The sequence below is a fragment of the Mesorhizobium sp. B2-3-13 genome (assembly GCF_006442195.1).
Classification (GTDB): Bacteria; Pseudomonadota; Alphaproteobacteria; order Rhizobiales; family Rhizobiaceae; genus Mesorhizobium; species Mesorhizobium salmacidum.
The window spans coordinates 103,320-120,746 of record NZ_VFVQ01000003.1 but is presented as its reverse complement, the minus strand read 5'-3'; the positions used below and the strand labels follow the sequence as shown (position 1 = coordinate 120,746).

The 17,427-nt window shown below is 62.1% G+C and carries 15 protein-coding genes; 6 read left to right on the top strand and 9 right to left on the bottom strand.

Translation table 11 applies throughout. The features are described from left to right. Positions 1-50: 50 nt before the first annotated feature. Positions 51-833 (bottom strand): UDP-2,3-diacylglucosamine diphosphatase, encoded by a 783-nt coding sequence (locus FJ941_RS05220; RefSeq protein WP_032936358.1) that lies wholly within the window; start codon positions 831-833, stop codon positions 51-53. A 152-nt stretch (positions 834-985) separates the two neighbouring features. Between FJ941_RS05220 and FJ941_RS05215 the strand changes: the two genes are divergently transcribed. From FJ941_RS05215 to FJ941_RS05205, 3 genes are all read left to right on the top strand, one after another. Further along, on the top strand, positions 986-1,765 hold the full coding sequence (locus tag FJ941_RS05215; protein WP_140503645.1) for an SDR family oxidoreductase: 780 nt from the start codon (positions 986-988) through the stop codon (positions 1,763-1,765). A 167-nt stretch (positions 1,766-1,932) separates the two neighbouring features. Beyond that, entirely contained in the window at positions 1,933-4,257 is a 2,325-nt protein-coding gene (locus tag FJ941_RS05210; RefSeq protein WP_140503643.1) for an NADP-dependent malic enzyme, read from the top strand. 69 nt (positions 4,258-4,326) lie between these two features. Next, positions 4,327-5,526 carry a DUF2865 domain-containing protein gene (locus tag FJ941_RS05205; RefSeq protein WP_140503641.1) on the top strand — a complete coding sequence of 400 codons (1,200 nt, stop codon included), beginning with the start codon at positions 4,327-4,329 and terminating at the stop codon, positions 5,524-5,526. Here FJ941_RS05205 and FJ941_RS05200 read toward each other — a convergent pair. From FJ941_RS05200 to FJ941_RS05180, 5 genes are all read right to left on the bottom strand, one after another. Continuing rightward, positions 5,444-6,817, bottom strand: a complete 1,374-nt coding sequence (locus FJ941_RS05200; RefSeq protein ID WP_140503639.1) for a glutamate--tRNA ligase — start codon at positions 6,815-6,817, stop codon at positions 5,444-5,446. The genes FJ941_RS05205 and FJ941_RS05200 overlap by 83 nt on opposite strands. A gap of 197 nt (positions 6,818-7,014) precedes the next feature. After that, positions 7,015-8,196 carry a hypothetical protein gene (locus FJ941_RS05195; RefSeq protein WP_140503637.1) on the bottom strand — a complete coding sequence of 394 codons (1,182 nt, stop codon included), beginning with the start codon at positions 8,194-8,196 and terminating at the stop codon, positions 7,015-7,017. 192 nt (positions 8,197-8,388) lie between these two features. Beyond that, positions 8,389-10,194 (bottom strand): ABC transporter ATP-binding protein, encoded by a 1,806-nt coding sequence (locus FJ941_RS05190; protein ID WP_140503635.1) that lies wholly within the window; start codon positions 10,192-10,194, stop codon positions 8,389-8,391. Positions 10,195-10,687: 493 nt separating this feature from the next. Continuing rightward, positions 10,688-12,364, bottom strand: coding sequence for an NAD+ synthase (locus FJ941_RS05185; RefSeq protein WP_140503633.1), 1,677 nt, complete (start codon positions 12,362-12,364; stop codon positions 10,688-10,690). A gap of 63 nt (positions 12,365-12,427) precedes the next feature. Further along, positions 12,428-13,144 carry a DNA-3-methyladenine glycosylase I gene (locus FJ941_RS05180; RefSeq protein WP_140503631.1) on the bottom strand — a complete coding sequence of 239 codons (717 nt, stop codon included), beginning with the start codon at positions 13,142-13,144 and terminating at the stop codon, positions 12,428-12,430. Positions 13,145-13,232: 88 nt separating this feature from the next. On the opposite strand from FJ941_RS05180, the gene FJ941_RS05175 reads away from it, so the two are divergent. Then, positions 13,233-13,793, top strand: a complete 561-nt coding sequence (locus FJ941_RS05175; protein ID WP_140503630.1) for a DUF1003 domain-containing protein — start codon at positions 13,233-13,235, stop codon at positions 13,791-13,793. After that, entirely contained in the window at positions 13,790-14,377 is a 588-nt protein-coding gene (locus FJ941_RS05170; protein WP_140503628.1) for a DedA family protein, read from the top strand. The genes FJ941_RS05175 and FJ941_RS05170 overlap by 4 nt, the downstream gene beginning before the upstream one ends. 5 nt (positions 14,378-14,382) lie before the next feature. Here the strand turns inward: FJ941_RS05170 and FJ941_RS05165 are convergent, their stop codons facing one another. The 3 genes from FJ941_RS05165 to FJ941_RS05155 form a co-directional block, all read right to left on the bottom strand. Further along, a complete protein-coding gene (locus tag FJ941_RS05165) occupies positions 14,383-14,970 on the bottom strand; it encodes a hemerythrin domain-containing protein (RefSeq protein ID WP_140503626.1) in 588 nt (195 codons plus the stop codon). Positions 14,971-15,010: 40 nt separating this feature from the next. Further along, a complete protein-coding gene (locus FJ941_RS05160; RefSeq protein WP_140503624.1) occupies positions 15,011-15,370 on the bottom strand; it encodes a diacylglycerol kinase in 360 nt (119 codons plus the stop codon). A 78-nt stretch (positions 15,371-15,448) separates the two neighbouring features. Then, positions 15,449-15,865 (bottom strand): GFA family protein, encoded by a 417-nt coding sequence (locus FJ941_RS05155; protein WP_140503622.1) that lies wholly within the window; start codon positions 15,863-15,865, stop codon positions 15,449-15,451. Between the two features lie 397 nt (positions 15,866-16,262). On the opposite strand from FJ941_RS05155, the gene FJ941_RS05150 reads away from it, so the two are divergent. Further along, the gene (locus tag FJ941_RS05150; protein ID WP_140503620.1) at positions 16,263-17,333 is read left to right on the top strand and encodes a diguanylate cyclase; all 1,071 of its coding nucleotides are present in this window, start codon (positions 16,263-16,265) and stop codon (positions 17,331-17,333) included. Positions 17,334-17,427: the final 94 nt, after the last annotated feature.

The window sequence follows — 17,427 nt, the reverse complement described above, 5'->3', positions numbered from 1 at the left end:
CCGGCTGGACCAGCTGATTAACACCAGAAAGTGCAGGTCCGGCTTCCGCCTCAGGCGGCCTGCACCACCCTGTCTTCGATGAGCATCGGGATGAAGGGTTCGTCAGGCGCTTCAGGCAGGATATGCGCCCAGGTCAGGATTTCCATGCGGCCGTCGAAATGCTCGACCACGGCGGTGCAACTCTCCACCCAGTCACCGGTGTTGATATACTGCACGTCGCCATAGCTTTCGATGGCGGCATGGTGGATGTGCCCGCAGATGACGCCGTCGACATGCGAGCGTCGCGCTTCCTCGCTGAGCACCGTCTGGAACGAGCCGATGAAGTTCACCGCCTTCTTGACCTTGACCTTGGCCCAGGACGAAAACGACCAGTAAGGCAGGCCGAGCAATTGGCGCAACCGCGTGATCACCCGGTTAACCTGCATGGCAGCGTCATAGGCATGGTCGCCGAGATAGGCGAGCCAACGCTGGTTGTGGACGACGGTATCGAACTGGTCGCCATGGATGACCAGCAGTCGCCGGCCATCGGCGGTTTCGTGGATGGCGCGGTCGGCAACGACGATGCCGCCGAAATGCACGCCCTGGAACTGGCGGGCGAATTCGTCGTGATTGCCGGCGATATAGGTGATCGAGGCGCCCTTGCGCGCCTTGCGCAGCAGTTTCTGCACGACGTCATTGTGGCTTTGCGGCCAATGCCAGCTGCGCCTCAGGCGCCAGCCGTCGACGATATCGCCGACCAGATAGATGATGTCGGCATCGTGGTAGCGAAGGAAATCGATCAGGAAATCAGCCTTCGCCGCCTTCGATCCGAGATGGACGTCGGAAATGAACATGCTGCGGAAAGTGCGGGGCTCTTGGCCTGGCATCGCGGATTCACCCTTGCTTTCGAGCAGCCTATGCCCCGATTCATGCAACAACCGTATGACGGTTGCGATTGGTCCAGCGCTGGCGCTAGCCTGCCGGGCAAATCAAGGAGAAAATCATCATGGATCTCGGTATCCGCGGAAAGAAGGCCATCGTCTGCGCTTCGAGCAAGGGGCTTGGTCGTGGCTGCGCCATGGCGCTGGGCGAGGCAGGCTGCGACATCGTCGTCAATGGGCGTAATGCGGAGCTGGTCGCCAAAACCGCCGCGGAGCTGCGCCAGCGCCATGGTGTGACGGTGACGGAGGTCGTCGGCGATGTTTCGAAGCCGGAGGTACAGAAAGCGTTGCTCGCCGCCTGTCCGGAGCCCGACATCCTCGTCAACAACAATGGCGGGCCGCCGCTTCGCGATTTCCGCGAGCTCGATCGTGGAAAGATCCTCGAAGGCGTTACCCAGAACATGGTGACGCCGATCGAACTGGTGCAGGCGGTCATCGACGGCATGGCGGCGCGCGGCTTCGGGCGCATCGTCAACATCACCTCGCTGTCGGTCTATGTCCCCATCCCCGGGCTTGACCTGTCATCTGGTGCGCGCGCCGGCCTGACGTCGTTCCTCGCCGGGGTAGCGCGCACGGTGATCGAGCGCAACGTCACTATCAACAGCCTGCTGCCGGGCAAGCTCGATACCGACCGGCTGCGCGGCCCGCATGAGGCCGGCACGCCAGAGGATCCCAAGGCGGCCGCGGCGCGCAAGACCCGCATCAGTGCCGACGTACCGGCCAAGCGGCTCGGCACTCCGGAGGAATTCGGCCAGATCTGCGCCTTCCTGTGCTCTGTCCACGCCGGCTATCTGACCGGGCAGAACATACCCGTCGACGGCGGTCTCTACGTCAGCGCCTTTTGACCTGCGAAGCAGGGCAACCTGATTTCGCATGAAACAACCGTAACTAGCTGAGAACTATTGGATTTTCCCGCGCCGGCATTTAAAGCTTCCGGCGCGTCAATTAGCGTCGCGAAAAATCTTGGCCTCATGCTAAAAGGACTCTCGAAGCAGGTTTGAGGAGCGGCCGCATGGAAGGCGAGAACAAGAAAACGGCACGTTCGGACCTCGACGAAGCCGCCCTCTACTTCCATAAGCACCCGACGCCGGGAAAGCTCGAGATCCAGGCCACCAAGCCACTCGGCAACCAGCGCGACCTGGCGCTCGCTTATTCACCCGGCGTCGCCGCCCCTTGCCTGGAGATTCGCGACGATCCGGCGACTGCCGCCGACTACACGGCGCGCGCCAACCTGGTCGGCGTCGTGTCGAACGGCTCGGCCGTGCTCGGCCTAGGCAATATCGGGCCGCTGGCCTCCAAGCCGGTGATGGAGGGCAAGGCGGTCCTGTTCAAGAAGTTCGCCGGCATCGACGTCTTCGACATCGAGATCGACGCGCCGGAAATCGAGCGCATGGTCGAAACCGTCGCCGCGCTGGAACCGACTTTTGGTGGCATCAACCTCGAGGACATCAAGGCGCCGGAGTGTTTTGAAGTCGAAGAACGCCTGAAAGCTCGCATGAGCATACCGGTGTTCCATGACGACCAGCACGGCACCGCCATCATCGTCGCCGCCGCCGTGCTCAATGGGCTGGAATTCGCCGGCAAGACCATTTCGGACATCAAGGTCGTCACTTCCGGCGCAGGTGCTGCCGCCCTTGCCTGCCTCAATCTGCTCGTTTCGCTCGGCGTGCGCGTCGAGAACATCTGGGTCACCGACCGTTTCGGCGTCGCCTACAAGGGTCGTGTCGACGAGATGGACCGCTGGAAAGACCCTTATGTAAAAGACACAGAGGCGCGCACGCTCGCCGACGTCATAGCGGGCGCCGATGTCTTTCTCGGCCTCTCGGCCGCCGGTGTGCTGAAGCCGGAGCTGCTGCAACACATGGCGGCGAAGCCGTTGATCCTGGCGCTTGCCAATCCCAATCCGGAGATCATGCCGGAAGTGGCGCGCGCAGCGCGTCCGGACGCCATGATCTGCACGGGCCGGTCCGATTTTCCCAATCAGGTCAATAACGTGCTTTGCTTCCCCTATATCTTCAGGGGAGCGCTCGACTGCGGCGCCAGCGCCATCAATGAGGAGATGAAGATGGCGGCGGTGCGGGCGATCGCCGCCCTCGCCCGCGAAGAACCTTCCGATGTCGCCGCGCGCGCCTATTCGGGCGAAACGCCGATCTTCGGACCCGAATTCCTGATCCCCTCGCCCTTCGACCCGCGCCTCATCCTGCGCATCGCGCCGGCCGTCGCCAAGGCAGCTTGCGACACCGGTGTGGCGACACGGCCGATCACGGACTTCGCCGCCTATATCGACAAGCTCAATCGCTTCGTCTTCCGCTCCGGTCTGGTGATGAAGCCGGTGTTCTCCTCCGCCAAGTCCTCGAGCGCCAAACGCGTCATCTACGCCGACGGCGAGGACGAGCGTGTCCTGCGTGCCGCCCAGGTTGTGCTTGAGGAAGGTATCGCCGAGCCGATCCTGATCGGCCGCCCGCACGTCATCGAGGTCAGGCTGAAGCGTTATGGCCTGCGCATCAAGCCCGGTGTCGATTTCGGCCTGATCAACCCGGAGGACGATCCGCGCTACCGCCACTATGTCGACCTCCTGATCGAACTCGCCGGCCGCCGCGGCGTGACGACAGAGGCCGCGCGTACCATGGTGCGCACCGACAACACGGTGATCGCGGCGTTGGCGCTGAAGCGCGGCGACGCCGACGCCATGGTCTGTGGCCTCGAAGGCCGTTTCGAGCGGCATCTGCGCAACGTGACGCTAATCATTGGGCCGCGCACCGGCATCAAGGATCGGGACCTGTCGACCCTTTCCATGCTGATCTCGCAGCGCGGCATCATCTTCCTTACCGACACTCACGTCTCCGTCGACCCCACGGCCGACGAAATCGCCGAGATGACCGTGCTGGCGGCGGAAGAAATCCAGCGTTTCGGCATCGAGCCGAAGGCGGCACTGCTGTCGCATTCGGATTTCGGCTCGCGTGATTCGCCGAGCGCGCTGAAGATGCGTCAGGCAGCGGCCATTCTGGCGCGCATCGCGCCGGAGCTGCAGTGCGACGGCGAAATGCATGCCGATTCCGCTTTGTCGGAGCATCTGCGCCAGCGCGTCTATCCGCATTCGCGTCTGAAGGGCGAAGCCAACCTCCTGGTGTTCCCGAACCTCGATTCGGCCAACATCACGCTGACGGCGCTGCGGGCCATGATGGATGCCCTGCATGTCGGCCCCATCCTCCTCGGCACCGACAAGCCGGCGCACATATTGACGCCCTCGGTGACCTCGCGCGGCGTCGTTAACATGACGGCGCTGGCGGTGGTCGAAGCCGCGCACAAGGCGCAGGCGATCGCCAATCTGGACTGACTTCCGAAATGGACGATTAACCGCGAACGGGTTAGCCTTGGCGACCAGAGGCAAGCGGGATCGAGGCGGATGGCAAGCGGAGGTTTGAAGCAGGCCCATGCTGCCGTGCTGCTTGGCCTTCTGCTGTCCGGCGCAGCGGTCGGCGAGCCGCAGGCCGCTTCACGGGTCTGCCGTCAACTGGAGGCCGATCTCGCCGCGGCCTCACGCGGCGGTGGCGGCGGCCCGGCACTGGTCCGGAAATACGACGCCGCGATCGAAAGGCAGCGCGAACAGATCTCGAAGGCTCGCGGCCAGGCGAACAGTGCCGGCTGTGGGTTCTCGCTGTTTTCGCGCAACATCAACCAGTGTGCCAGGCTGAACGCCACTATCGAGCGCATGAATGCCAATCTCGACAGTCTGCAGGCCAAGCGTGCCCAACTCGCCGGCGGCGGCGGTTCACGCCGCGACCGGGGCCGTATTCTGGCGGCGCTCGATGCCAATGACTGCCGTGACGATGCAGTGGCACCCCGCCGCGCGCCTCCGCAGGAAGCCAATCGTGAAGATGGGGCCAATGCCAATCTCTTCGATCAGCTTTTCGGCGGCGGCAACCGGCAGATCGATACGTTGGACCAGCCTGACGATTCCGGCGAGGAACGCGACGTCAGCCGCGTCCTCAACCAGCCCGGCATTCCGGACGTTGCGAGCAGCGGCGGCGAATTCCACACCAGTTGCGTCCGCACCTGCGATGGATATTTCTTCCCCATGTCGAACGCCGCCTCGGCCGGCGATTTCGAGCGCGACCAGAAGAATTGCGAATCGGCCTGCCCCGGCACCGAGATGCAGGTTTTCTATTCGCGCGGCATGGACGACGATTCGGCATCGATGACGTCATCGGTCACCGGCAGGCCCTATGGCGAATTGTCAACCGCCTATCTCTACAAACAACCCAACATGTCGCGGCCGCCCGCTTGCGGCTGCAATGCCGCGCAGAATTTCCAGATCATTGGCGGCAACCCGCCAAGTCAGCAACAATCACAGCCCGAACCAGATGCGGCGCCGACTATTGCGGCCTCGAAGCCTGATCCGGGTGCCGACCCCGAGACCCTGGCCAATAGAGACGGCGGACTCGACCGTGAAGCCATCAAGCGCCTTTCGGCCAAGCCGGTGACATCGCCGGTTTCGGCCCTGCCTCCGGAACAGCGCAAGGTCAGGGTCGTCGGGCCATCGTTCCTTCCCGACCCATCAGCGGCAATAGATCTGCGAGCTCCGGCCCCGAAGGCAGTCCAGTAAGGGCAAGCCTGAGCGGCATGAACAGCGCCTTGCCCTTGCGGCCGGTCGCTTCCCTGATCTTGCCGGTCCAATCCTTCCAGACCGTCCCGTTCCACGGTTCCTCAGGCAGGAGATCGAGTGCCTGATGCAGAAAATCGCGGTCGTCATCGGAAAACTCGGGCTTCTCCTGCGGCCCTTCGCGCAGGACACGCCACCAGGCAACCGCATCGGCCAACCGGTCGATATTGCCGCGCACCGCCAGCCAGAACGGTTCGGCGTGTTCGCCTGAAATACCCAGCACCATCAGCCGGTCCCGCGCCTCGTCGAACGGCATACGCTGCAGCAGCACCCGGTTGAGCACGAACAGTTCGGCCGGATCGAACTTGGACGACGATTTCGAGGTCGCGGCCGGATCGAAATGGCCGGCAAGTTCGGCCAGGTCATGCGCGGCCGCGACATTCTCCGACGTGCCGACCAGCACGGCCAGCGAAGCGACGGCCATCGGCTCGATGCCGTCTTCGCGCAGGCTCTCGATGGAAAGTGCGCCGGTGCGCTTCGACAGCCCCTCGCCCGAGACGGTGGTCAGGAGATTGTGGTGGCCGAAGACCGGCGGCTCGGCACCCAGCGCCTTGAACAGGGCGATCTGCACGCCGGTGTTCGTGACATGATCGTCGCCGCGGATGACGTGGCTGACGCCCATCTCGATGTCGTCGACAACGGAGGGCAGCGTGTAGAGATAGGTGCCATCCTCACGCACCAGCACCGGATCGGACAGCGAAGCCAGATCCACCGTCTCCTCGCCACGCACCAGATCGTCCCAGTGGATCTCGGTGCGCTCCGGCTGCCGCGGATCGCTGGAGAAATTGGGCAGCAGGAAACGCCAATGGGGCCGGCGCCCGTCGGCCTGATATTCGGCCACCTGCTCTGTCGTCAGCGCCAATGCCTCGCGGCCATAGACCGGCGGCAGGCCTCGCGTGCGGCGCACCTTGCGCCTGAGGTCGAGTTCTTCCGGCGTTTCATAGCAGGCGTAGAGAACACCCGCCGCCTTCAGCCGCTCGACCGCAGCGTCATAGACTTCGAAGCGCCGCGACTGATAATCGGTGACATCCGGGAAGATGCCCAGCCAGTGCAGGTCGTAGAGGATGGCGTCGGCGAATTCCTGCTTCGAGCGGGCGATGTCGGTGTCGTCGAAGCGCTGGATGAAGCGGCCCTTGTTGTTGAGGGCAAACAGCCAGTTGAACAGAGCTGTGCGCGCATTGCCGATATGGATGCGGCCGGTTGGTGACGGGGCGAAACGAACGGTAACTGTCATGAGCGGGGCGTACCGTATGCCTTTGTGATTGACAAGACGCGCCCCCGCGCCGTGCCGCAGACATAGAACATGGCGACTGGAATGAAAAGACCGTGCCGGGCAGCCTCAAGCGGCGGATGGCGGCGGCCAGCCTGGCGGCACCGCCATAAGAGGGTGCAGCCAACCGGCGGAGTCGACGAAAAGGTCGTTGAAGACGATCAGCGGCCGAAGTCGTCGGAACTGAGGCGGGTCCAGCGGTCGCCCATCAACCCGCCGATAGCGATGTCGCCGGAGCGGACCGCTTCCGTGACATCGGGGATTCGCGAGCGGACCATCGTCCCCCCGGCATAACGGAAGAAGAGATTCCTGTAGCCGAAGAGGTGAGGCATGAACCTGCTCTGGGTCTGTCCGGTGATACCCACGCAGCCCATATCCCGCGCAGCCGCGACAAGGCCTTCCAGCGTCGCGCCCCAGTGGTGTCCGGAAGCCTGGATTTGCAACAGGATCGCTATGTCGCCGGCTTGACCGTAGAAGGCGTAGCAACCGAGCATTTTGCCCGTCGCGTCGTAAGTCCCGCCGAAATGAAGGGGGCCGTCGGCCCGCTTCTCAGTCGCCAGTGCGAGCAGCCGGGGCAGTTCGCCATCCTTCCAACTCGGGCGAAGGGCATAATCGGACAGGAGGGTCGGCAGCCGCTCTGCAAATTGCCCGGCATTGATCGGCTCGGCATGGACCCGTTGCGACGATAAATGCTGGACGGACGGTTCGAACCTTCGTTTCGCGAGAACGTCGAATGCTCTCGCGCAGGGATCGAGTGCCAGGCGAGGCAGGCGAGGCCATTTGCGGTGCAATGCGGCGGCGGCCATCGCGGCCGGTCGGAAAACATAGGTCCATTCCAAACAATGGACCGGCAGGAGTTGGTATTTCATCGGACGAGCGAAGGCCAGAGATACCCGGTTGGCCGAATCGGTCAGCTGCAGATCGAATTCGCCTTGATGCAAGGCACGCAGCAATTGCGGTCCGGCCGAGCCGTGATCGGCGCCAGGGTCGGCCATGAACGGACCGATGATCGCCGCATTCAATGTCGCTCCGTTGAGCTCGTAACGGGCTTTCAGGACGCCAAGGAACCCACCTAGATCGCCCTGCGGGTTGATCTGGACAAGAGCGTTGCTCTCACCGGACTGGCCGGCAGGGTCAAGATAGATCTTCCCCATATACTCCGCCGTTTCCGCGATCGCGCGATCGAGGAGGTGACGCCGACGCCGGCGAAACTTCGTCAGGAAGAGTGCGGCGACGCGCTCGAGATCTTCGGCGGCAAGCGGCCGAACCGAGCCGTGCTGAGATTCCAGCACCGATGGCGCAGCCACCTTTTCCACACCGGTAGTTTCGGAATCAAGACGCATTGTGAGACCGCTTAGATTGCTTCTTTGGTATACAACAACCAAAAGTAGAGAAACGAATTTCGGTCGGTAACGTAAACAGACGTCGCAAATCGATGTCTGAAAAGGGCTTCACTGGCAGGTTCGCTCAGCCAGCATACGCCAAGTGATAGGCACTCCGGATGGCCTCCGGCCAAAGCCGGAGGCCATCTCAGGTCAGTCGACGAGGCCCTTGGTCAGCTCCAGCGCCTGGCGCTCGAACAGGCGGCGGTAGATGCCGCCCTTCAGGCGGATCAACTCGTCATGCGAGCCTTCCTCGACGATCTTGCCGCGATCGAAGACCAGCAGCCTGTCGAGTGCCCTCACCGTCGAAAGCCGATGCGCGATGACCAGCGTCGTGCGGCCGACCATAAGCCGTTCCATCGCCTGCTGGATCAGCACCTCGGATTCCGAATCGAGGCTCGACGTCGCCTCGTCCAGGATCAGGATGCGCGCATCGGCCAGGAAAGCGCGGGCGATGGCCACGCGCTGGCGCTCGCCGCCCGACAGTTTCACGCCACGCTCGCCAACCAGCGTGCCATAGCCCTTCGGCAGGTTGGCGATGAAGTCGTGCGCGCTCGCCAGCCTGGCGGCATGCTCGATCTCCTCTTGGCTGGCGCTTGGCCTGCTATAGGCGATGTTTTCGGCCAGCGAACGGTGGAACAGGATCGGTTCCTGCTGGACGATGGCGATCTGGCCGCGCAGCGACGCCTGGGCGACCTGAGAGATATCCTGGCCATCGATCACGATCTTTCCCGCGTTAACGTCATAGAGCCGCTGGATGAGCTTAACGAATGTCGTCTTGCCCGAACCCGAGTGACCGACGAGCCCGACACGTTCGCCTGGCGCGATGTCGACCGAAAAGTCGCGGTAGAGCGGCGACCGGTGATTGCCGTAGTGGAAGGTGACGTTGTCGAAGGCAATGTGACCTTGCGTGATGGCAATCGGTCCGGCGCCGGGCCGATCTTCGATACCGAGCGGTTCCGACTGGAAATCGACCAGTTCCTCCATGTCGTTGATTGAACGCTGCAAATTGCGGATGTGCGTGCCGATATCGCGCAAATAGCCTTGCAGCACGAAGAACGAGGTCAGCACAAAGGCGACATCGCCGGCGCTCGCCTGCCCCCACGACCACAGCATCAGCGCCAGGCCGATCACCGCGGCGCGCATGACCAGCAGCAGCGCCCCTTGCGTGGTGCCGTTGATGGTGCCGCGCACCCAGGTGCGCCGTGTGCGGGCGCGCCATTTGGCAACCACCCTGGCGAGGCGGCGCTCCTCGCGCTCCTCGGCGCCAAAGCCCTTGACCACGGCGTTGCAGCTCACCGCGTCGGCCAGCGAACCACCGAGACGCGTGTCCCAGGTGTTGGCGAGCCTTGCCGCCGGCGCGACATAGCCGAGCGACAGCATCGCCGTCACCATGATGAACAGCACCGAGCCGGCTGCGACGACCACGCCCATCAGCGGCCAGAACCAGCCGAGCAGCAGCGTCGAGCCGGCGAGCATGACAACGGACGGCAGCAGCGCGATCAGGATGGTGTCGTTCAGCAGGTCGAGCGCCCACATGCCGCGCGTCACCTTGCGCACGGTCGAGCCGGCAAAACTGTTGGCATGCCAATCGGTCGAAAAGCGCTGAACGCGATGGAAGGCGTCGGCCGCGATGTCGGCCATCATCTTGAGTGTCAACTCAACGATACCCATGAAGGCAAGGTTGCGCAGCACGACCCCGGTGAGCGCCAGCGCCATCAGAATCAAGAATGCCGTCATCGCTGCATTCCAGGCAATGGCGTCCGCGCCGGCGCTGCTGGCGACGGCGTCGACCAGCCGGCCGGAATAGAGCGGTGTCAGCACGTCGGCCAGCGTCGACAGCAGGAAACCGCCCATGATCAGCGAGAGCCGCCAGGGCTGACGCCGCCAATGTATGAGCGTGAACCCAAGAACGCTGCGAAAGGCGCTGGCGCGCAAATCGATCTTGAAACGAGCCATGATGTCATTCGGGCGCAAACGAGCCCGATCCCAGTAAGGTCGAAAATTGAAAAACCGCGCCGGAGCGAATTGCCCTTGAATGCGGAGGTTCGGCTATGGTTGGTCGCCTGCCCTTGGGCGGCGACCGGCAGCGGCAAATGCCTTTCCTGCGTCCGGTGTGGTTCCGATACTTCGGAACACCGGCGCAGACCTAGGCCTCGCGGCCTCGCATAACGATGTCAAATCCTGGCATTCGGTCCTCCCTGAAGGGAATCGCGGAGACGCCGTTATACGGACGCTTCGATCGTTCGCCAAGGCAAGCCATGGCCAAAAGCACTTCTGATCCAGCCGATGAGGCGATTTTGCAACAGTCGGACCTGTGTCTATCGTCGCCGCATGGTTTTCACCCGGCAGGCCATCAACAGGCCGGAGGTCGCTCGGAAATCGATCCGCGACAGTCGCCATGCTTGCGCCCGCAACATCGCGCACTCTCGCTCAGCAAGCGAAAAGACGCCTATCCACCATCCCTGAAACGGTTGGTGATGGGATAGCGGCGGTCGCGGCCAAAATTCTTCCTGGTGATCTTCACACCCGGTGCCGCCTGCCGGCGCTTGTATTCGGCGATGTAGAGCAGATGTTCGATGCGCGTCACCGTCGCCCGGTCGTGGCCACGCGCGACGATGTCGTCGACGCCCATTTCGTTCTCGACCAGGCATTCCAGAATATCGTCCAGCACCGGATAGGGCGGCAGCGAATCCTGGTCTGTCTGGTTCTCGCGCAATTCGGCCGACGGCGCCTTGTCGATGATGTTCTTCGGGATCACCTCGCCCGAAGGTCCGAGCGCGCCCGGCGGCACATGACTGTTGCGCCAGCGCGACAGCGCATACACCTGCATCTTGTAAAGGTCCTTGATCGGATTGAAGCCGCCGTTCATGTCGCCATAGAGCGTGGCGTAGCCGACCGACATCTCGCTCTTGTTGCCCGTGGTCACTACCATGGAGCCGAATTTGTTGGAGATCGCCATCAGGATGGTGCCGCGCGCACGGCTCTGCAAATTCTCCTCGGTGATGCCTTCCTTGGTGCCTTCGAACAACTGCGTCAGCGTGTGCAAAAATCCTTCGACCGGCTCGAAGATCGGCACGATGTCATAGCGGCAGCCGAGCGCACGGGCGCAGTCCTCGGCATCCCTAAGCGAGTCCTTCGAGGTGTAGCGATAAGGCATCATGACGGCACGCAGCCGCTCCTCGCCGAGCGCATCGACCGCAAGGGCGGCACAGATCGCCGAATCGATGCCGCCGGACAGACCGAGCACCACATTCTTGAAGCCGTTCTTGTTGACGTAGTCGCGCAGGCCGAGCATGCAGGCGCGGTAGTCGGCCTCCTCCTTGTCCGGGATTTTCGACATAGGTCCTTGCGAGCAGACCCAGCCGTTATCCGTACGTTTCCAGATGGTGACGTCGACCGCGTCCTCGAACTGGCTCATCTGGAAGGCGAGCGTCTTGTCCGCCCCGATGGCGAAGGAGGCGCCGTCGAAGATCAGCTCGTCCTGGCCGCCGAGCTGGTTGGCATAGATCATCGGCAATCCGCATTCGATGACCTGCTTGATAACGACCTGGTGGCGAACGTCGATCTTGGCGCGATAGTAGGGCGAACCGTTCGGCACCAGCAGGATTTCCGCGCCGCTTTCGGCCAGCGTCTCGCAGATGCCGACCTCGCCCCAGATGTCCTCGCAGATCGGTATGCCTATGCGCACGCCGCGGAAGTTGACCGGTCCCTGGATCTCGGGCCCTGCCTGGAAGACGCGCTTCTCGTCGAACTCGCCGTAATTCGGCAGGTCGAGCTTGTAGCGTTCGGCAATGATCTTGCCGCCATCGGCGAAGACGATGGAATTATGCGTGCCGCTCTTGCGCTTCAGCGGCGTGCCGATGATGACGCCCGGACCGCCGTCGGCGGTATCGGCGGCAAAGTCCTCGGCGGCGCGCTCGCATGCCCTGAGGAAGGCCGGCTTCAGCACCAGATCCTCCGGCGGATAGCCAGCAAGGAAAAGCTCGGTATAGAGCACGAGATCGGCGCCCTGGCGGGCGGCATCCGCCCTCGCCTCGCGTGCCTTGGCGAGGTTGCCGGCGACGTCACCGACGGTCGGGTTGAGCTGGGCGATGGCGATACGCAGTATGTCGAGCTTCTTGGTCATGCTGCTGACTTAGCGCGGCGGAATTCACCTCGCAATGGCGTTTGTTTGGACCAATTCAGACCGTCAATCGTCGCCCATATAGTCGCGCAACGATTGCGGAGAGTGGTTTTCGCCGATCGACATCGCCAGGATGCGCGAGATGTGCCGGCGCGGCAGGCCTGTCTCGTCAGCCCATCGGTTGATCTGGATCTGGACTTTGTCGAGGTCTTTCTTCGATGTCGGATTTTCGGCGATGTCGAGGCCCGCGTCGCGAAGTGCGGCCGCCATGTCGGCCGAAATGACGAAAGCATCCCAGCCCAGCCAGCGCAGGAAATACTGGCCGGTGTTGCCGCCGAGCCGGCTGCCATGCTTGCCCAGATAGGCCATCAGCCCGATCTGGTCGTCGGCGGGCCATTCGGCGAGAAAATTGCCGAAGCCGCCATGTTCCCTGGACACGCGTTCAACGAAAGCGGCGTTGTCGCGAACGGATTTGATCTTCTGCGGATTGCGCACGATGCGTTGATCCAAAGCCAGGTCGTACCAGAAATCGTCAGGCTGGAACAACAGCCGCTTGGGCTCGAAGCGCAGGAACGCCTCTTCGAATCCAGGCCATTTCTGCTCGATGACCCGCCAGACGAAGCCGGCTGCGAAGACGCGCTCGGCCATCGTCGAGAGGATACGGTCATCGGTGATGTCGGCCACCACCGCATTGTCGGGCATCGGCCCCAACAGGGAGGTCAGTTCCGCCTCACCGCCCTTGCGATTTGCCGCGCGAGCACGAATTTTTTTGAAGTCGGCCATCGGTCCCCCTCGTTTCGCCTCAATCTAGCACTTCCCGCCCGGGCCGGCAGCCTCTACCTCTAGCGCAGCAAAGCGCTTGGAGACGACCATGAACAGGACGATCGACGATCTGGCGAACCGCTGGCTGAGGCGAAAGCCGGATGGGCTGAGCCAGCTGGAGAGCCGGGTGCTGCAAAGCACCATCGAGCGTACCACCATCACCAGGGACACCAACAAGGCCGTGGCCTTCCACCAGACCTTTGGCGACCGCCTTGCCGATACGATAGCCCGCATCGGTGGCTCCTGGTCGTTCATCCTGACCTTCGTCGCCTTCCTGATCGTGTGGACATCAGGCAATGTCTGGCTGTTGTCGCGCGATGCGTTCGACCCCTACCCCTTCATCTTCCTCAACCTGGTGCTGTCGATGGTCGCCGCCCTGCAGGCGCCGGTGATCATGATGGCGCAGAACCGCCAGACCGAGCGCGACCGCATCGATGCCGCCCATGACTACGAGGTCAATCTGAAGGCCGAGATCGAGATCATGGCGCTGCATGAGAAACTGGACGAACTGCGCCACAGCGAGATCATGGGCATGCGCGACGAGATCGTGCGGCTGGCGGAAATGGTCAAGCGGATCGATGAAAGACTGTCACAGCAGTCAGCTTCATGACCGACGCGATCCACCATTTCATTGAACAATACGGGTTGCTGGCGGTTTTTCTCGGCTGCGTGGCCGAAGGCGAAAGTGCCGCAATCCTGGGTGGCTTCTTCGCTCACCAGCATGTTTTCGTACTGTGGCATGCCTTTGTCGCGGCAGCGCTGGGTGCCTTCGCCGGCGACACCTTCTTCTTCACCCTCGGCAGGAGTTTCGCCGACAATCGCCATGTCGTCAGGCTGCGCCGGCGGCCCGGCTTTCGCCGCGCCTACCGCCTGCTCAACACTCATCCCAACATCTTCGTGCTGTCGAACCGCTACGTCTACGGCATGCGCCTGGTCGGCGGCGTGGCGGCCGGCCTTTCGACCATAGCGGCGCCGCGCTTCGTTATCCTCAACGCCATCTCATCGGTGATCTGGGCGGTGCTGTTCAGCACGATCGGTTATGTCTTCGGATTGGGGGCCGAAGAATTGGTTGGCCAGGCGCTGATGCGCCACGAGCGGTTGTTCGTCGGGCTTGGCATCGGCCTTGCCGTGGCCGTGCTTGCATGGCTTGTCGCCCGCCACATCGCCAAGCGGGAACGCGCCAAGGAGTTTTGACCTGACTAGTCGATGCCGAGCCCCTGATCACCCCGATCGAGAATGAGCGGGATGATCAGATCCTCCTCATCGGCGAGATGCCGGGTCAGCATTGCGATCAGTCGGCTGTTTTCGTCGGCATAAGCATCGGCGGCGAAGCGCTGCTTGTCCTCACTCTCCTGAAGTGTACGGATGAAGGCATTCGCTGCCTCGGCGTTGCGCTCCAGTCCTTCGTGGATCGTGTGGTGATCGGCATCGAGAATGTCGAAGCCACGTTTCAGACGGGGCTCCGCCTTGGTGAAAGCCGGGAAATATTGGTAATCCTCGACATTGTGGTGGCCGTCGAGATGCCCGAGAAAATGGTTGAGGCGCGGCGCGAACCAGCGCGCGAAATCGGGGGCCGTCAGTCTGCCTTCGCGATAGTTGCCAATGCCGACGCCGAGCATGCCGCCGAGTTCGCGGAACATGTCGTGCCGCTGCAGCCACATATTGGCCATGCCATGAATGTTGGCGTGGGCCTGCCAGTTCTCGCGCGGATACTTTTCGGCCAGCCAGCGCAGGTCTTCCGGCAGGCCCAGCCGTTCGAGAAGCGAGGAATTCGTGAGCTCTGCCATGACGGTCTCCTTTGGTGACTGTCATACAGGGATCAAAGTTTCAGATCTGCACCCCCGCTATGCGCTCGATGAGAGCGATGCCCCAGACGCCGCCGGCAATCACGACTGAAATCAGCACCGCCAGCGAGCCGCAATCCTTGGCGAGCTGGATGTCGATATGGAACTCACGAGAAATTGCGTCGCACGCCGCCTCGATGCCGGTGTTCAGAACTTCGACCATGATCAAGAGGAGCACCGCGCCGATCAGCAGCGCGTAACCACGCCACGACACCGAAACGAACCAGCCAGCGGGCAACGCCAGCACCAGCAGCATCAGTTCCTGCTGGAAAGCCTTCTCGCTGACCGCAAGCTTGCGAAATGCCCGCACCGAATTGATAAATGCATCGATCAGCCGCTGCATGCCAAGGCCCCTCTCGGAATCACCGGCCCGGGATAAAGCAATGCCCCGATCAATGGAATAAGGCTGATCGTCCAAATTTCATTCAGCGACCGGTATGGATGGCGTCGACTTTTCAAACTGCGGCAGGCCGTCGTCGATCGAATAGTAGTCGCCTTTGTCGCCGACGAAGATATGGCATTCGCCCTTGAGCGCTGTCGGCGTGTCGAACGATCCCGCCAGAACCGAGGTATAAGCCTCGTCCCGTGGCTTCCAGAACAGCAGCGAGCCGCATGTCTTGCAAAAGCCGCGCTTGGCAAAGGAAGAAGCCTCGTACCAGGTGATGCTTTCCGTACCGTCGATCACGATGTCGGGGTCGGCAACATTGGTCGCTGCATAGAAATGCCCGCTCTGTTTGCGGCATTGCGAACAATGGCAGTAGACAACGCCACGCAACGTCCCACTTGTCCGGAAGCGGACCGCTCCGCACAGACATGATCCATGGTGGTTGTCGCTCATTTCCGCACTCCTCGAAGAAACTTCGTCCGGCATCACTGTCAAGATTCCAGCTTCGCGGTGGTTACGCGCAAGCAAATACGACATCGATTGGCGTAACGAATTCGAAATTCAGTTTCATTTGCAGCAGTTTCAAATTCAAAGCGCCAAATAGGGTGTTATCCCGGGATCGCGATGCAAAACTTTACGCGCGTACAGTCACAGCTAGAGAAAACCTGTGGAAGTCGTGCGAATTAAGGAAACTTTAGCGCCGACGCAACTATGATCTCACAAGCGAAGGGTGCGGATGGGGCCGCGCTCTTCGCAAGATGTTCTGGAGCATTGGGTAGCGCTCCCCAGGTCGGCGATCAATGGACCCGCGAATTCTGCGTCGGGATCCGAGGGGAAGAGTGAATCAGACATGCAGCCGGCAGCAGCCTCGACCGAACGAAGCACCGACATCGCAACCACCGTTGTCGCGACCATGCGCCAGCTTGGCGTACTCGGCCTGCCACGCAACTACGAGATTTTCTATGAGGCCTTGAGCGGCACCAATCGCGAGCTCAGCCTCGCCGTCGTGTCGTTGAGCAACCGGCCGACGCAGGACGAACTCGATCAGATCGGGCGCATCTTCTTCGCCCATAACCATGGTCCCGGCATTGTCGAGCATGCCAGAGATGTCATCGCCCGAGAACTCGAGGAGGTCGCGTCGCTCCTGCGCAGCGAGCGCAGCCACATCGAAAAATACGGCAGGATCCTCGATGAGACATCAAGCGGCCTGAGCAACCGCAGCCTTCTCTCTCAGGACCTTCTGCAAAAGATCGCCAACGCAATGACCATCGCGACCAATTCGACGATCGATCACGGCCGGCAGATCGCCTCGACGCTCAGCGACAAGACGGCAGAACTCGAGAGCGTCAAGTCGAAGCTCGAGGAATACAAGCGGCTGGCCGACACGGATCCGTTGACCAAGATCTGGAACCGCCGCGCCTTCGACAAGGAAATCACCAGGATCTACAACAGCAACAAGGGTATCCTGTTCAATGCCCTGATCCTCGTCGACATCGATCGGTTCAAGGACATCAACGACCGCTACGGCCATCCTGTCGGCGACAAGATCATCCAGATCATCGCCGAGATTTTCCAGACCAGCATTCGTGGCGACATGTTCGTCGCCCGCACCGGCGGCGAGGAGTTCGCGCTGATCATCGAGGGCGCCAGCGAGGACGCAACCTACGAGATCGCGGAACGCATTCGCGCCCTGATCGAGCAGACGCCGTTCACCAGCAGCCAGACCGGCATGAATTACGGCACGGTGACGGTATCGATGGGTATCTGCATGGCGTCCGAGGCCGAAGGCCCCGAGGACCTCTACACCAAGGCGGATCGGGCGCTCTACCGCTCGAAAGTCAGTGGCCGCAACCGCGTTACCAGGCATTCGGCCATGGCAGGGCGCGCCGGCAAGAGCTGGCTGCTCTACAAGCAAGACTGAAGCTTTTGCGGTTGCACCGGCACTGTCGGAGGCAAAAGATGAAAACGGAAAAGGCGCCGGGTTTCCCAGGCGCCTTTGCTTCATCGATCCAATT

Excerpts from the sequence above, each read along its gene's own strand:
- FJ941_RS05220 (WP_032936358.1), bottom strand. The coding sequence starts at position 833 with ATGTTCATTTCCGACGTCCATCTCGGATCGAAGGCGGCGAAGGCTGAT.
- FJ941_RS05215 (WP_140503645.1), top strand. The coding sequence starts at position 986 with ATGGATCTCGGTATCCGCGGAAAGAAGGCCATCGTCTGCGCTTCGAGC.
- FJ941_RS05210 (WP_140503643.1), top strand. The coding sequence starts at position 1,933 with ATGGAAGGCGAGAACAAGAAAACGGCACGTTCGGACCTCGACGAAGCC.
- FJ941_RS05205 (WP_140503641.1), top strand. The coding sequence starts at position 4,327 with ATGGCAAGCGGAGGTTTGAAGCAGGCCCATGCTGCCGTGCTGCTTGGC.
- FJ941_RS05200 (WP_140503639.1), bottom strand. The coding sequence starts at position 6,817 with ATGACAGTTACCGTTCGTTTCGCCCCGTCACCAACCGGCCGCATCCAT.
- FJ941_RS05195 (WP_140503637.1), bottom strand. The coding sequence starts at position 8,196 with ATGCGTCTTGATTCCGAAACTACCGGTGTGGAAAAGGTGGCTGCGCCA.
- FJ941_RS05190 (WP_140503635.1), bottom strand. The coding sequence starts at position 10,194 with ATGGCTCGTTTCAAGATCGATTTGCGCGCCAGCGCCTTTCGCAGCGTT.
- FJ941_RS05185 (WP_140503633.1), bottom strand. The coding sequence starts at position 12,364 with ATGACCAAGAAGCTCGACATACTGCGTATCGCCATCGCCCAGCTCAAC.
- FJ941_RS05180 (WP_140503631.1), bottom strand. The coding sequence starts at position 13,144 with ATGGCCGACTTCAAAAAAATTCGTGCTCGCGCGGCAAATCGCAAGGGC.
- FJ941_RS05175 (WP_140503630.1), top strand. The coding sequence starts at position 13,233 with ATGAACAGGACGATCGACGATCTGGCGAACCGCTGGCTGAGGCGAAAG.
- FJ941_RS05170 (WP_140503628.1), top strand. The coding sequence starts at position 13,790 with ATGACCGACGCGATCCACCATTTCATTGAACAATACGGGTTGCTGGCG.
- FJ941_RS05165 (WP_140503626.1), bottom strand. The coding sequence starts at position 14,970 with ATGGCAGAGCTCACGAATTCCTCGCTTCTCGAACGGCTGGGCCTGCCG.
- FJ941_RS05160 (WP_140503624.1), bottom strand. The coding sequence starts at position 15,370 with ATGCAGCGGCTGATCGATGCATTTATCAATTCGGTGCGGGCATTTCGC.
- FJ941_RS05155 (WP_140503622.1), bottom strand. The coding sequence starts at position 15,865 with ATGAGCGACAACCACCATGGATCATGTCTGTGCGGAGCGGTCCGCTTC.
- FJ941_RS05150 (WP_140503620.1), top strand. The coding sequence starts at position 16,263 with ATGCAGCCGGCAGCAGCCTCGACCGAACGAAGCACCGACATCGCAACC.